The sequence below is a fragment of the Kitasatospora aureofaciens genome, from assembly GCF_019192735.1.
Lineage (GTDB): Bacteria > Actinomycetota > Actinomycetes > Streptomycetales > Streptomycetaceae > Kitasatospora > Kitasatospora aureofaciens_A.
Genome location: NZ_JAHTKP010000001.1, coordinates 167,310 through 180,959, shown reverse-complemented (window position 1 = coordinate 180,959; position 13,650 = coordinate 167,310). Strand labels below are relative to the sequence as shown.

Sequence of the window (13,650 nt, the reverse complement as noted above, 5' to 3'; positions counted from 1 at the left end):
ACATCTCTGATTGCAATGCTGCGTAGGAGATGAAGGTTGTGGCCCTTCGGAGTCGCCCTGCGGGGGGAGGCTCCAAACCGCCTCGTGCTGCGTTGGCTGAAGACCGTCGTGGTGAGCGATCGAGGAAAAGGCGTCTTCGAGACGTCAGGTGGGGATCGGAAAGGCGAGCGCAAGCGAATCGCCGCTGACGTGTCGAAAATCAGTAGATGACATCGAAACCGGGGTGTGGAAACAATTCCGGGATGAGCCTGGTGGGTGCCCGTCTATTGGCCAGGTGGTGTCCGGCATGGAGGCGACGCGAGTCCGGTCTGCTGCTCCTGCGTGGAACGTGAGAAGGCGTACCCCGACACCGACCGCCCCTGTGGCGGCGAGAGGGAGTGCCCGAGTCAGGTGTGCCCTGTAGGGCTTGAGTACCGTCGCGGGGTGCGCTGGCGGACCGGTTCGTAGTAGCTGTGAGGCTCCTGTAACGGGGGCGGAGCGAAGGGGCCGGGTCATCCGTGGCTGTTGTTCGGTCGGTCAACCGGAGTGTCCGGGAGGAGCTGGGTGGACGAGCTGAAAGCACAAGGCAAGCCGTTCGAGATTTCGAAGTGGGAGGTTTGGGAGTCCTGGCGAGCGGTGAAGGCGAATAAGGGTGCGCCTGGGGTGGATGGGCAGTCGATCGCCGACTTCGAGGCTGATCTGCAGGGGAACCTGTACAAGATCTGGAATCGAATGGCGTCGGGGACCTACTTCCCACCTCCGGTGCGCGCGGTGGAGATTCCGAAGCAGCACGGCGGCGGCACGAGAATTCTAGGAATTCCGACTGTCGCTGACCGGGTTGCCCAGACCGTAGTGGCCAGGCATCTGGGAATTCGCGTGGACCCTGTGTTACACGAGGACTCCTACGGCTACCGGCCTGGGAAATCGGCCCTGGACGCGGTGGAACGCTGCCGGCAGCGCTGCTGGAAGAAGGACTGGGTGATCGATCTCGACATCCAGAAGTTCTTCGACAGCGTCCGGTGGGACCTCGTCGTCAAGGTCGTGGACGCTCACACTGACGCCGTCTGGGTGAAGTTGTACGTTCAGCGGTGGCTCCAAGCGCCGCTTCAACTGCCCGACGGAACCCTGCAGTTGCGAGACCGAGGAACCCCACAGGGCTCAGCGGTCTCACCTGTGCTGGCGAACCTGTTCATGCACTACGCGTGTACGTCCAGGAGTCCGGGCGTCATCTCAACTTGAAAGAGGTGGAGGGGATGTAACCGGGCGTCAAGCTCAGGGCAGCCAGCCGGTGCAAGTCCGGTCCGGGGAGACGCCAGGGTCCCCGGTAGCTGACTCCCGGCGTCGTTCGAGAGGGCGGCGTCGAAGTGGAGTGACAAGCGTCCTTCGGGGGCGTGCGACCGACCGGTCCGCAACATCAAGTGAAGCCTGCAGCGTCGATATGCAGACCCCGCCCTGTGAGGGTGGGCCAAGGAGGTGCCGAGTCCGTATGCGTAGGGCGAAGGCCATGGAAGGCGTCCGGGAACCTGGAGCGGGCGCTGAAGAACCTCCCGGCGTAAGGGGCGTGGAACGGTCGGAGGGTTGTCCTGGGAACTGGAGAGGGCCTACTCGGCCCCGGGTATGCGGCCCGGGAGTGTGGCCTGCCTATAACCGGCGGAACCGGGAAGTGGCGGGTTGTCGAGAGGCAGTCGGAGGGGGTCGTAGTAGTGCTGATCGGCGGGACAACACAACCCGTCGGGAGCGAAGGGCCCCTGCTTCATCGATGCGATCCGCGAACAGGGAGGTGCCCGGGTGAGTGCCGTTTCGGCTATCTCCGCCCGCCGGGAGGACACAGGCCGCCTGGAGCGGCGTCCTCTGGACAAGGTCCGAGCCTTGCAGTGGACGCTCTACCGCTGTGCCAAGCAAGAACCCGAACGACGGTTCCATGCCCTGTACGGCCACGTCCACCGCATGGACGTCTTGTGGCGGGCGTGGTCGGTCGTGTGCGCGAACCGGGGCGCCCCCGGCGTGGACGGTGTGACTGTCGACGCGGTGGCGGCCTCGGGGGTGGATGTGTTCCTCCAGGACCTGGCGGAGCGACTGCGGGCGTATACGTATCGTCCGTCGGTGCTGCGGCGGGTCCAGATTCCCAAGCCGGGGCGGCCGGGGGAGTGGCGGCCGCTGTCGATTCCCACCGTGGCGGACCGGGTGGTGATGACGGCCGCGAAGATGGTTCTCGAACCGGTCTTCGAGGCCGGGTTCACCGAGGCGAGCTACGGATTCCGGCCGAAACGGTCCGCGATCGACGCGTGTGATGCTGTGCGCGTTGCGGCGAACCAAGGGCGGGAGTGGGTATTCGAGGCCGATATCCGGGACTGTTTCGGGACGATCGGGCACGACGCACTCGTCGCTCAGCTGGCGAGGCGCGTGGTGGACCGGTCGATGCTGAAGCTGATCCGGGCCTGGCTGCGGATGGGAGTGTTGGAGGGCGGGGTGACCTCCCCGACCGGGGCAGGAGCCCCGCAGGGCTCACCGATCTCCCCGCTGCTGGCGAACATCGCTCTGCACGTCCTCGATGAGGCATGGCAGGACGAGGGCCGCCGGCTGGGAGTGCTGGTGAGGTATTGCGATGACTTCGTGGTCCTGTCGCCGACCAGACAACGGGCCGAGCAGGCCCAGCAGCTGGCGGCGAGAGTGCTGGGACAGCTCGGGATGCGACTGCACCCCGAGAAATCCGGCATCACCTGCCTCACCCGAGGTGAGCAGGGCTTCGAGTTCCTCGGCTTCCACCACCGGAAAGTGGAGTCGTGGAAGTGGCGGGGCAGGTTCTACCTGTACCGGTGGCCCTCGCAACGGGCGTTGGGGGTGCTGCGGGACAAGGTCCGCGCGGCTACCTCGCGTTCTCGGACCGAGCGGCCGGTGGCTGCCGTGGTGGCTGAGCTCAACCCCGTGCTGCGGGGATGGGCCGGGTACTTCCGCAACGGGAACTCCGCGCGGAAGTTCGAAGCGGTGGACCAGTACGTCCACGAGCGGCTGGCGATCTTCACCAGCAGGAAACATGGCCTCTCGGGCCGGAATTGGGCCACTCGCTACAACTACGGGTGGATCAGTCGGCTCGGGGTCTTCCGCCTGTCCGGAAAGTGGCACGGGGCGACGGCGCATGCCCAGCGGTGAACGATGTCGGAAAGCCGGATGCGGGAGAACCGCATGTCCGGTCTGAGGCGGCGGGGACTGGAAACGGAGCGGCAGCCACCGCGCCAGTCCCCGACCCTACTCGACACCTGGCTGACCCGGAACTACCCGGGCGTGCAGTTCGAACGCTACGCCGACGATGCGGTCGTGCACTGCGGCAGCGAGCACCAGGCCCGCGAGGTCCTGGCGGCGCTCGGGGACAGGATGGAGGAGGTCGGGCTGCGGCTGCATCCCGACAAGACCCGGATCGTGTACTGCAAGGACCGTTCGCGGCGCGGCTCGTACGAACACGTCGCGTTCACGTTCCTGGGGTTCACGTTCCAGCCGCGTCAGGCGCAGGACAGGAACGGGAGGCGCTTCCTCTCCTTCCTGCCTGCGATCAGCAACGACGCCCTCAAGAGAATCGGCGCGGTCGTCCGCGGTTGGCGGCTGCACCAGAGGGTCAACCTCACTGAGAAGGAACTCGCCAAGGAGATCAACCCGATCGTGGCGGGCTGGATGCAGTACTACGGCCGGTTCTACCGGTCGAAGCTGTATCGGCTCCTGACGCGCATCAACGCCTACCTGATGCGCTGGGTCCGCTCGAAGTACAAGCGGCTGCGGGCAAGGAAGAAGGCTCACCAGGCGTGGCTGAGGGTCACCAAGCAGTATCCGAGGCTGTTCGCGCACTGGAAGTGGACCATCACCATGCCCGCTGTCTGGTGACGAGGGTGACAAGAGCCGTATAAACCGAGAGGTTTACGTACGGATCTGTGGGGGCCGGGAGGTGAGATCCCTCCCGGCTACCCGACCGCCCTGGGCAACTGCCCGTCGCAGTAAGGTGCCTGAGAGTGTTCAATGGCGACCATTCGCGTAGTCATATTCGCGCAGAAATATGATCACGTCGGTCGCCTGCGGGAGCCGGTCTCCCGTTCGGCCGGAGGGGGCGGGATGAGTACGCGGCGGTGTGAGCGCTGCGGGTGCACGCTCAGCCGGTACAACGATGGCGACAGCGTGTGTGGCCCGTGCGCGCGGACTGTCGTCGAATTGGCTCCTGTCGGCGTTCCTGCTTGGGTGTGGCGCGACGGGCTTGTGCGTGACAGCCTCGCTGAACTCGACTTCGGCCGACTGAGTAAGCGCCTGCGGGAGATTGTTCCGCTTCGCCAGGACGATCTCGCTGGAATCACCGGACTGACCCAGGGCTACCTGTCCCGCCTGGAGGCCGGACGGGTGCAGCTGACTCACATCGAGCGGATCGTCGATTTCCTTGACGCGGTCGGCGCTCCCCCCGCCTTGGTGAAACTTCCCCTGCGCGGAGCGGCCTCAACTGCCCCATTAGAGAGCGCGAGTTCATCCCCGACCCATGACGACGTTGCCGCGCCGTGGACGGCGCGCCGTATGGTGGCGGCATTGCACGACGCCATGCGAGGGGAGCCCGCCGCCATGCGTCCAAATCGCCGTCACTTCCTGATCCTCGCCGGAACCGCCCTCTCTGCCTACATCCACCAGTGGGCGATCGCAGACGCAGAGCCCCTCGGACGCGCACTCGACGGCGCGCAGGTGGTCCCTGGCCTCGTCGCTAGCTTCCAAGGGACGATCGACGGCCTCCGCACTATGGACGCCAGCTCCGGCAGCGGCCTGGTCGCAGGTCTGGCACGCGCCCACCTCAGCCTCATCTACGAGACCCTGAAGTCGGCCCGATACGACGAGAAGACCGGACGACGCCTGGCCGGCATTGCCGCCGACACCGCCACCCAGCTCGGGTGGTTCCACTTCGACACCGGGCACCATGAAGCAGCACAACGGGCTCTCCTTGCAGCCCTTCGGGCCGCTCATGCTTCCGGCGATCCCCGCTATGGCGTCGGTGCTCTGTCCTACCTGGCCATCCAGAGCTATTCGGTGGGAAACCCTCGGGACGCCGTGACCGCGATGCAGTCCGCCCGGGAGAAGGTCCGCACACTCGGGTCCTCCTACCTGGAGGCCATGCTCCTGACCCGTCAGGCACGCGGGCACGCCAAGCTCGGGGAAGAACAGGCGTGCCTGCGCGCGCTCGGCCGCGCTGCCGAACTTGCCGAGCAGGGACCGGGGGAGCAGGACCCCGGCTGGCTCTACTGGATGAACCGAGGGGAGATCCTCGGCCAGACCGCGAGTTGCTACCTCCAACTCGGCGAGCACACGACCGCGGCAGGCTACTTCGAGCAGGCGGCCTCCACTTTGAACCCCGCCGATCTGCGGACACGGGCTCTGTTCGCGTCGCGGGCGGCATCCGCTCACCTTCTCGCCGGGGAACGGGACGGAGGCTTCATGGCGGCCGATACCGCTCTCACCCTGGCGACGAGTGTCCAGTCCGCCAGGCTGAACGAGCACCTGGAACAGGTGGTGGAGAATCTTCAGGCGATCCCGGGACCTCGGTCGGGTGAGCTGATAGAACGATCACGGCAAGTGATGGCGGCCAAGGAGTTCACACCGTGACCAGCAACGTGCTCGTTCTGTGGGACGTCGACCGAACCCTGGTGTACGTGGGGGAAACCGACCGTGCCGTCTACCGCGAGGCGTTTCTCCAGGCCATCGGCCGCGAGGCGACGAGGCTTCCCGAACGGGGAACCGGGCGCACGATGCCCCTGGCGGTGCGGGAACTGCTCGCGGCGAACGGCATCGATCACCAGGACGTCGAGCGGCTCGCAGAGCGGATCGTTCAATTGCTGCCCCAGCTGCTCGCCAAACGGTCCGAGCAACTGCGCGACCACGGCCAGATCATGGCTGGCGCCCCCGCCGCGCTCGAAGCGGTCCACGTCCACCCGGACCTCGTGCCCACGGTGGTGACCGGCAACCTGCAGCGGAGCGCGGAGATCAAGCTCCGCGCCTTCAACCTGGATCAGTACGTGGATCTGGCCGTCGGCGGATTCGCCTCCGACGACTCCCACCGGCCGGCCCTCGTCGGCATCGCCCAGCGCCGCGTTGCCGCGCGGTACGGGACCGCCTTCGGCCCATCGAACACGGTCATCATCGGCGACTCGCTCGAAGACGTCCGAACCGGTGCACAAGGCGGCGCCAGGGTGATCGCTGTCGCCTCCGGCACTACCTCGGCCGACCAGCTCGCCGCCGCCGGCGCCGACCATGTCCTCGACAGCCTCAGCGACACCCAGGCGCTTCTCCGTGCCATCGCCGACCTTACGACGGCCCGCCGCCAGTAGGCAGTGCCAGAGCGGCAATCACCGGCGTCCGCCCCGTTCGGTCTGCTAGCGTCATGACCATGACGCTCTCGGTGACGGCGTAGGCGGCAGGCGTGGGCGTGGGCGACAACAACATCAGGTCGAAGGACGGCCAGCTCGTCAAAGTCGGGCCGGACAGGCTGACCGTTCCGCAGTTCCTACGGCGGGTGGCCGCCCACTTAGAGGGTGAAGGCGAGGCGGCCGATAGCGACCTGGCCTGGCTGGCGCCGGCGCTCCTTGGGGGCGGGCTGCCGGCGGTCCGGGCGCAGGCGCGTGAGGAGACGTGGGTTCAGCTGGCCTTCACCCCGCCGGACGGGAACGAGCCGACGCCGCTGTACCGCGTGCTGGCAGATGCAGCCCGCGGACTGCTATCCGGCGGCGATGTTGGCGACTTCTTCTTCGTCAACAAGCCACCGGGCGTGCGGGCCCGGTTCCGCACCTTGCCCGACCACCGCGAGCAGGTGGAGGCGCGGATGCAGGAGCTCGCGCAGGTGTGGCGACGTGATGGCCTGATCGCCGGGTGGCGGCCAGCAGTCTATGAGCCGGAGCAGCACCTGTTCGGCGGCCCAGCCTCCATGCGCAGCGTGCACCGGGTGTTCACCGCGGACTCGCTCGTCTGGCTGGACGCCCACGGCGCGCAGCCGCCGGTGGGCCCGACATGGGTGTTGTCGCTGCTGCTGATCCGCGCCTTGTTCGCGGAGATGGGGGTGGACGGCTGGGAGAACCGTGACGTGTGGGACCGGTTGCGCAGGCAGGCCGGCCGCCACTTCGAGGGAGGCGAGCCGGAGGGGTGGCCGCGGGCGGCGGCAGCCCTGCGGGCGGCTTGGAAGGATCCGGACCGGTTGTGGTCGAAGCTGGCACCCACCGCGGGCCCGATGGTGGCCCGGTTCCAGGAAGCGGTGAAAGGCGAGTTCCCCCACTGGGATCGGGCGTACTTCTCGATGCCGACCGCGTACGTGGGTCCGCGGGAGGCAGCCGCATTCCTGATCGTCTTCCACTGGAACCGGGCCCGAATGCCGTTCAGTCGGCAGTGCGCGATCACCGAGGCCTTATGGTCCGCCCCGACGGCTCTCTCGTAGGCGAGTTGGCAACCCAGTGGTCCAACATCTCTGCGACGGCGTATTCCTGCGACAGGCTGACTCCCAAACTGGAAGTGAACCAGTGAAGTTGCATCCACACTGACTGTGGAAAGTGAACCCGGGTCCCAGGCTTGGCCGGTGCGATCTGCCTGACCGCGCCGGTGTCCCCCAGCGCGGTGTCGAGCTGCTGAAGGCGCCGCTCGAGGACAGCCGGAGTCGAGACGGTGACGGCCTTCCGCTCGAGGTACGCGCTGAGGTAGCCCCACCCGAAGGCGGTGAGCTGCGCCTGCTGCTCGCGGGCCAGCCCGAGGCGCTGGAAGCAGCGTGCGATGCACACCGCGGCCAGCAGCGGGGGACTTGATCGCCCCGCGCCGGTCCTCACGGTCCGTCAGGTGGTAAAGCGGACCCAGCAGCACCGCATCGAAGGTGCCGTCCGAGATATTCAGGTCGCGGGCGTCGCCAGCTGCGCCGCGCAGCCCGGCGCGCGCTCACGGGCCTGCTCGACATGCTTCGGAACAGGGTCGACAAGGAGCACCTTGTAGCCCCTCTTCGGCGAGCCATCGGGCGTGCGTGCCCGGCCCTCCACCCACGTCCAGCACCCGAGCCGGCGCTGGTGGCAGGTATCGAGTTAACAGCTCTCGGGTCCGCTCGAGCTCCAGTTGGCCCGTCGCGGTGGAATGCAGCCGCGACGCCTCGTCGTACTCCGTGTAGAAGCCTGTGATGCGTGGGTCGATGGTCGTCATGCCCTGTGAGAGTAGAGCCGGGTCAAGAGGGCGTCACCCAGATATCCAGAGATGGCACGACACATGGACACCAGGGCGCAAGGGCGACCACCGGGACGGCCGAGCCTTCCGCCCAGCCGGAGTAGACCGCCTGCTGCCCGTACAGCGCGCGGCCGCTCATCGCCGTCTCGGGCGAGCCTGGGGGCTGCCCCACCGCCCCGTCCCCAGCACCTCCAGGGCCTCCCCTGGCCACGTCCTTCGTCCTGCACGGTGCACCCGCAGACGGTCGCCTACACGCCTCTCGCCCGCAGCCGTCCCGTAGTGATCCGTTTGAGAGAATTCCATATAACGGAGAAAATTAGCACAAATGAACAAACTCAACAGAGGGTACATATGGGACGGCATGCCAGCCTCCTTGCCACCACTCTGCGGCAGCCACCCCAAATCCTCACTCGATCGCACCGAGAGGTCGGTGGATCATGGACACGCACAGCCCGCACTTCGTGACGTGCGCAGCGTCCCCGTGCGACGCCGCGGAGCTCAGCCGGGTGCATCTGACAGCCTGGCTCGAGACATACCCGAACGCCGCCGCTGGGATCGACGCGGACTGGATCCGGAAGAACGTCGGGTGGGTGGTGACACCGGAGGGTGTCGCCCGTTGGCGGGAGGCCATCGAGGCCGCCGCCCTCCGGCCGGAACAAGACTTCTGCCGTATCGCTCGCTCAACGGACCAGGCCGTCGGTTTCCTCTGCGGCCACCGGAGCGACGTCGCGACGCTGGGGCCCATGTACGTGCTGGCGAGGTTCGCCGGCCGCGGCATCGGGAGCCGGCTCATGGACGAATACTTGGAGTGGGTGGGGGTGAGGCCAGTATTTCTCTGGGCCACCACCTACAACGAGCGCGCTGTTCGTTTCTATACACGCCACGGGTTCGTGGACTCTGGCGAGCGGCAACTCTGGAAGGGCCGACTGCCCAACATACGCATGGTGCGTAGCCCGCACCCGGTGGCCACGAGGGTGCGGACCGGTACCGCTGATGACATGTGGGCCTAAGTGGATTCGAACCACTGACCTCTTCCTTATCAGGGAAGCGCTCTAACCGACTGAGCTATAGGCCCTTGAGATCTCTCGACCGACCGTAGGCTATCAGAGTAGCCGCGCAGTCGATCCGGGCCTCGGGTAATGCTGGTCCGACACCCCCTTGAAGGCCCCAACTCCGGTACCGAGCCCGGCCCAACGCGGCGGAATCGGCTTGCACACACGCGAGTACGGTGCGCTACACTCGGATCACAGGCATGGATCCGGCTATCACCGGGGAGCCTCCGGAAGAAACGGATCGCCCTCCCCGGCACGGTCCGAAGTAGAACCGGACGGGAGTGGCCCGTAACAGCCTTCAACGAGCGGCCGTCCGCGTGTGGGCGGCAAGCGGGGTGGTACCGCGGCGTCCCGGGGACGGGATCGTCGTCCCCGCATGCCAGGAGTCCATCCGCCGCACGAGGAGCACCGCATGGCTGACGATCAGCCCCATTCAGCCTCCTATCCGCATGTCCCGTCCCAGCCGTCCTTCCCGGAACTCGAGCGCGAGGTACTGGACTTCTGGGAGGCCGACGACACCTTCATCGCCTCCGTCGAAGGGCGCCCCGCGGGCGAGAACGGCCGCAACGAGTACGTCGTCTACGACGGCCCGCCGTTCGCCAACGGTCTTCCTCACTACGGCCATCTGCTGACCGGGTACGTCAAGGACGCCGTTCCGCGCTACCGCACCATGCGCGGCAAGCGCGTCGAGCGCCAGTTCGGCTGGGACACCCACGGGCTTCCCGCGGAGGTCGAGGCGGAGCGGCAGCTCGGCATCGGACACAAGTCCGAGATCGAGGAGATGGGCGTCAAGGCCTTCAACGATGCCTGCCGCGCCTCGGTCCTGCGTTACACGGCCGAGTGGAAGGACTACGTCACCCGGCAGGCCCGCTGGGTGGACTTCGACGACGGCTACATGACTTCGGACCTCTCCTTCATGGAGTCGGTCATCTGGGCCTTCAAGCAGCTGTGGGACAAGGGTCTGGTGTACTCGGGCTTCCGCGTCCTGTGGTACTGCTGGCGCTGCGAAACCCCGTTGTCCAGCACCGAGACGAAGATGGACGACGTCTATCTCGACCGGCAGGACCCGGCAGTCACCGTCGGTCTGCGTCTGTCCGCGCCGAAGGCGTCCGACGACGCGGACACCGGAACGGCCGCTCTGCGTGAGGATCTCGACGGCGCTCTCGCCCTCGTCTGGACGACCACCCCGTGGACGCTGCCGTCGAACCTGGCGGTGGCGGTGCACCCGGAGATCGATTACGTACTCCTGGAGACCGCCGACGAGTTCGGCGGCGAACGGTACGTCATCGCCGAAGGGCGCATGCAGCACTACGCCCGGGAACTGGGCGAGGAGCCCAAGGTTCTGCGCCGGCTGAAGGGGTCCGAGCTGCTCGGGCTGTCCTACACGCCTCCGTTCGACTTCTTCGCCGGCCACGAGAACGCGCACCGCATCCTGGCCGCCGACTACGTCACCGTCGAGGACGGTACCGGCCTCGTGCACATCGCGCCGGCGTTCGGTGAGGACGACAAGGCCGTCACCGACGCGGCGGGGATCGAGGTCGTGATCCCGGTCGACAGCCGCGGCGAGTTCACCACCGCGGTGCCGCCGTACGCGGGAACCCAGGTGTTCGAGGCGAACCGCGCCATCATCAGGGACCTGCGCGACCAGGCCGCTCACGTGCAGGGGGTGCTCCTCCGCCACGAGACGTACGACCACCCGTACCCGCACTGCTGGCGTTGCAGCAATCCGCTCATCCAGCGGGCGGTCGACTCCTGGTTCGTCCGTGTCACCTCGATCCGTGACCGCATGGTTGAGCTCAACCAGGACATCAACTGGGTCCCGTCCAACATCCGGGACGGCCAGTTCGGCAAGTGGCTGGAAGGTGCTCGGGACTGGAACATCTCCCGCAACCGGTACTGGGGCTCGCCCATCCCGGTATGGATCTCCGACGACCCCCGCTATCCACGCGTCGACGTCTACGGTTCCCTGGATGAGATGGAGCGGGACTTCGGGGTGCGCCCGACCGACCTGCACCGCCCCTACGTCGACGAGCTGACTCGTCCCAATCCGGACGACCCCACGGGCCAGTCCACCATGCGCCGCGTGCCCGAAGTCCTCGACTGCTGGTTCGAGTCGGGTTCGATGCCCTTCGCCCAGGTCCACTACCCGTTCGAGAACACGGACTGGTTCGACCACCACTACCCCGGCGACTTCATCGTCGAATACAACGGCCAGACGCGCGGTTGGTTCTACACCCTCCACGTGCTTGCCACGGCACTCTTCGACCGCCCTGCCTTCGCCTCCGCGCTCGTGCACGGAATCGTCCTCGGCGACGACGGCCAGAAGATGTCGAAGTCCCGGCGCAACTACCCTGACGTGCGAGAAGTGTTCGAGCGCGACGGATCCGACGCCATGCGCTGGTTCCTCTTCTCCTCGCCGATCCTGCGGGGTGGAAACCTCGTGGTCACCGAGCAGGCGATCCGGGAAGGCGTCCGCCAGGCCATCCTCCCCCTGTGGAACACCTGGTCCTTCCAATCGCTCTACGCGCGAGCGGCCGGCCACCGCGGCGCCTGGCGCACCGACAGCAGTCATGTCCTGGACCGGTACATGCTCGCCCGGACCGCCATGCTCGTCGACACGGTCACGACCGCCATGGACAACCTCGACATCGCCGGGGCGTGCGAGCGGATCCGTGACCAGGTCGAGGTGCTGACCAACTGGTACGTCCGGCGCTCCAGGAAGCGCTTCTGGGACGGCGACGTGGACGCCCTGGACACCCTGCACACCGTCCTGGAGACGACGGCACGGGTCGCGGCACCCCTTCTGCCGTTCACCACCGAGCGGATCTGGCAGGGGCTGACCGGAGGCCGTTCGGTTCACCTCACCGACTGGCCCTCGGCCGGTGACCTGCCGCATGACGCCGAGCTTGTCACCGGCATGGACCGCGTGCGCCAGGTGGCGTCGGCAGCACTGTCGCTGCGCAAGGCACGCGGACTGCGGGTCCGGCTGCCGCTGGCCAAGCTCGTCGTCGCCGCCCCCGACGCCGCCTCGCTCGAGTCCTTCGCCCCGATACTGCGCGACGAGGTCAATGTGAAGGACGTCGTGCTCACCAACGACGTCACCACACACGGACGGTTCGAGATCGCGATCAACCCGTCGGCCTGCGGTCCGCGCCTCGGCCCGGACACGCAGAAGGTGATCCGCGCCGTGAAGGCGGGCGACTACGTCCAGAGCGCCAACGGGGTGTCCGCCGGCGGCATCGAGCTGCTGCCCGGCGAGTACACGGAGCGCCTCGTCGCGGTCGATCCGGACGAGACCGTCGCACTGCCGGGCAACACCGGCCTGGTGGTGCTGGACACCACGCTGACACCCGAGCTGACGGCCGAGGGGCTGGCCAAGGATGTGGTCCGGCTGGTCCAGAAGGCGCGCCGTGAGGCCGGTTTCGATGTGTCGGAGCGCATCTCGCTGACCCTCGACGCCCCCGGGGCGGTCATTGAGGCCGTCCGGGCCCACGAGGCGCACATGGCCGGAGAGGTGCTGGCTTCGTCCGTGGCGTACGCGAATGTCGCGAACCCCACCCTCGTCGAGGCGGTTGCCGAGGGCGAGCGGGTCGGGGTCAGGGTGGACCGGGTCTGACCGGCTCACGGGCCGCGCCACGGGACTTACCGTTCCCGCGGCGCGGCCCTCCGCTATGTGGGCCGGAGCACGACGGCGTTGGCCATGTACCCGCCAACCGCGGCACGGTGCCCCACGAAGGAGGTTCCCTCCGGGAAGGGCGGCGCCTGGCGCCGGAGCACGCTCACGAACCCCATCGGCCCCCCAAACACTTCGAGGTCGGAGAACTCCAGGACCTTCCGGGTGAGCGGGTACACCGCCTTGTACGTCGCCTCCTTGGCGGAGAAGACCCAACGGCTGCGCAGCGATCCGTCCTCCGCGCTCCAGGCGTCGACTCTTCGACGTTCGTCGGCGGTCAGGACCAGGGGACCGAGTTCTGCGGGAAGCGGTGCGCACGGCTCGATGTCGATTCCGATGCCCATGACTTCGCTCGACCGGCCGACGGCCACCGCGACCCGGCCCTCGCAATGGGTGATCGAACCGACGAGACCCTCCGGCCACCTGGGCGATCGGTCAGGGTGAGCAAGAAGGGGAGTTCGCGGGTATCCCAAATCTCCTATCAACCCATGCGCGAGCTGTCTCCCCGCGGCGAATTCCCGTTGCCGGTGCGGTACCGCATCGGCGACCACTCGCTGCTCAGCGGGTTCGAGCGCCCCGATGCTGCTGTCGCGCGGATCCATTTCGGCGATCTTGACGCAGGGGGGCAGGAGCGGGGCGAAGAGACTGGAGTCGGTCATGAGGTCGTACTCGGGTCCGGGGCGAGGCCGCCGGGCGCATGGATCACCGCGCCGGGCGGCCTTCCCTCGGCCGGCTTCCGTTCCG

The 13,650-nt window shown here is 67.3% G+C and carries 9 protein-coding genes, 1 tRNA gene and 1 pseudogene; 8 read left to right on the top strand and 3 right to left on the bottom strand.

What is annotated here, in order from left to right; translation table 11 throughout:
- The first annotated feature begins 543 nt into the window (after positions 1 to 543).
- The 6 genes from KV557_RS00830 to KV557_RS00805 all read left to right on the top strand — a co-directional run bounded on the left by KV557_RS00830 (position 544) and on the right by KV557_RS00805 (position 7,417).
- Positions 544 to 1,218 (top strand): reverse transcriptase domain-containing protein, encoded by a 675-nt coding sequence (locus KV557_RS00830; protein WP_218197584.1) that lies wholly within the window; start codon positions 544 to 546, stop codon positions 1,216 to 1,218.
- Between the two features lie 708 nt (positions 1,219 to 1,926).
- Positions 1,927 to 3,129: a group II intron reverse transcriptase/maturase gene (gene ltrA, locus KV557_RS00825; RefSeq protein WP_218197583.1), complete on the top strand. Its 1,203-nt coding sequence runs from the start codon at positions 1,927 to 1,929 to the stop codon at positions 3,127 to 3,129.
- 33 nt (positions 3,130 to 3,162) lie between these two features.
- Positions 3,163 to 3,852, top strand: a complete 690-nt coding sequence (locus tag KV557_RS00820) for a group II intron maturase-specific domain-containing protein (RefSeq protein WP_256176754.1) — start codon at positions 3,163 to 3,165, stop codon at positions 3,850 to 3,852.
- 366 nt (positions 3,853 to 4,218) lie between these two features.
- The gene (locus tag KV557_RS00815) at positions 4,219 to 5,598 is read left to right on the top strand and encodes a helix-turn-helix domain-containing protein (RefSeq protein WP_308129703.1); all 1,380 of its coding nucleotides are present in this window, start codon (positions 4,219 to 4,221) and stop codon (positions 5,596 to 5,598) included.
- Positions 5,595 to 6,320, top strand: coding sequence for an HAD family hydrolase (locus KV557_RS00810; RefSeq protein WP_218197581.1), 726 nt, complete (start codon positions 5,595 to 5,597; stop codon positions 6,318 to 6,320). The genes KV557_RS00815 and KV557_RS00810 overlap by 4 nt, the downstream gene beginning before the upstream one ends.
- A gap of 98 nt (positions 6,321 to 6,418) precedes the next feature.
- Entirely contained in the window at positions 6,419 to 7,417 is a 999-nt protein-coding gene (locus KV557_RS00805; protein ID WP_218197580.1) for a thiopeptide-type bacteriocin biosynthesis protein, read from the top strand.
- A gap of 359 nt (positions 7,418 to 7,776) precedes the next feature.
- Here the strand turns inward: KV557_RS00805 and KV557_RS44765 are convergent.
- Positions 7,777 to 8,160 (bottom strand): annotated as a pseudogene (locus KV557_RS44765) (class I SAM-dependent methyltransferase); the annotation flags it as partial.
- 458 nt (positions 8,161 to 8,618) lie between these two features.
- On the opposite strand from KV557_RS44765, the gene KV557_RS00800 reads away from it, so the two are divergent.
- Complete coding sequence (locus KV557_RS00800) at positions 8,619 to 9,191, top strand: GNAT family N-acetyltransferase (protein WP_218197579.1); 573 nt, start codon at positions 8,619 to 8,621, stop codon at positions 9,189 to 9,191.
- On the opposite strand, the gene KV557_RS00795 is transcribed toward KV557_RS00800, so the two are convergent.
- Positions 9,183 to 9,256 (bottom strand) — tRNA-Ile (locus KV557_RS00795). The genes KV557_RS00800 and KV557_RS00795 overlap by 9 nt on opposite strands.
- 389 nt (positions 9,257 to 9,645) lie before the next feature.
- Between KV557_RS00795 and ileS the strand changes: the two genes are divergently transcribed.
- Entirely contained in the window at positions 9,646 to 12,849 is a 3,204-nt protein-coding gene (gene ileS, locus KV557_RS00790) for an isoleucine--tRNA ligase (protein WP_218197578.1), read from the top strand.
- A 53-nt stretch (positions 12,850 to 12,902) separates the two neighbouring features.
- Here the strand turns inward: ileS and KV557_RS00785 are convergent, their stop codons facing one another.
- Positions 12,903 to 13,565, bottom strand: coding sequence for a 4'-phosphopantetheinyl transferase family protein (locus KV557_RS00785; protein WP_218197577.1), 663 nt, complete (start codon positions 13,563 to 13,565; stop codon positions 12,903 to 12,905).
- Between the last annotated feature and the right edge of the window lie 85 nt (positions 13,566 to 13,650).

Excerpts from the sequence above, each read along its gene's own strand:
- ltrA (WP_218197583.1), top strand. The coding sequence starts at position 1,927 with ATGGACGTCTTGTGGCGGGCGTGGTCGGTCGTGTGCGCGAACCGGGGC.
- KV557_RS00820 (WP_256176754.1), top strand. The coding sequence starts at position 3,163 with ATGTCCGGTCTGAGGCGGCGGGGACTGGAAACGGAGCGGCAGCCACCG.
- KV557_RS00800 (WP_218197579.1), top strand. The coding sequence starts at position 8,619 with ATGGACACGCACAGCCCGCACTTCGTGACGTGCGCAGCGTCCCCGTGC.
- ileS (WP_218197578.1), top strand. The coding sequence starts at position 9,646 with ATGGCTGACGATCAGCCCCATTCAGCCTCCTATCCGCATGTCCCGTCC.
- KV557_RS00785 (WP_218197577.1), bottom strand. The coding sequence starts at position 13,565 with ATGACCGACTCCAGTCTCTTCGCCCCGCTCCTGCCCCCCTGCGTCAAG.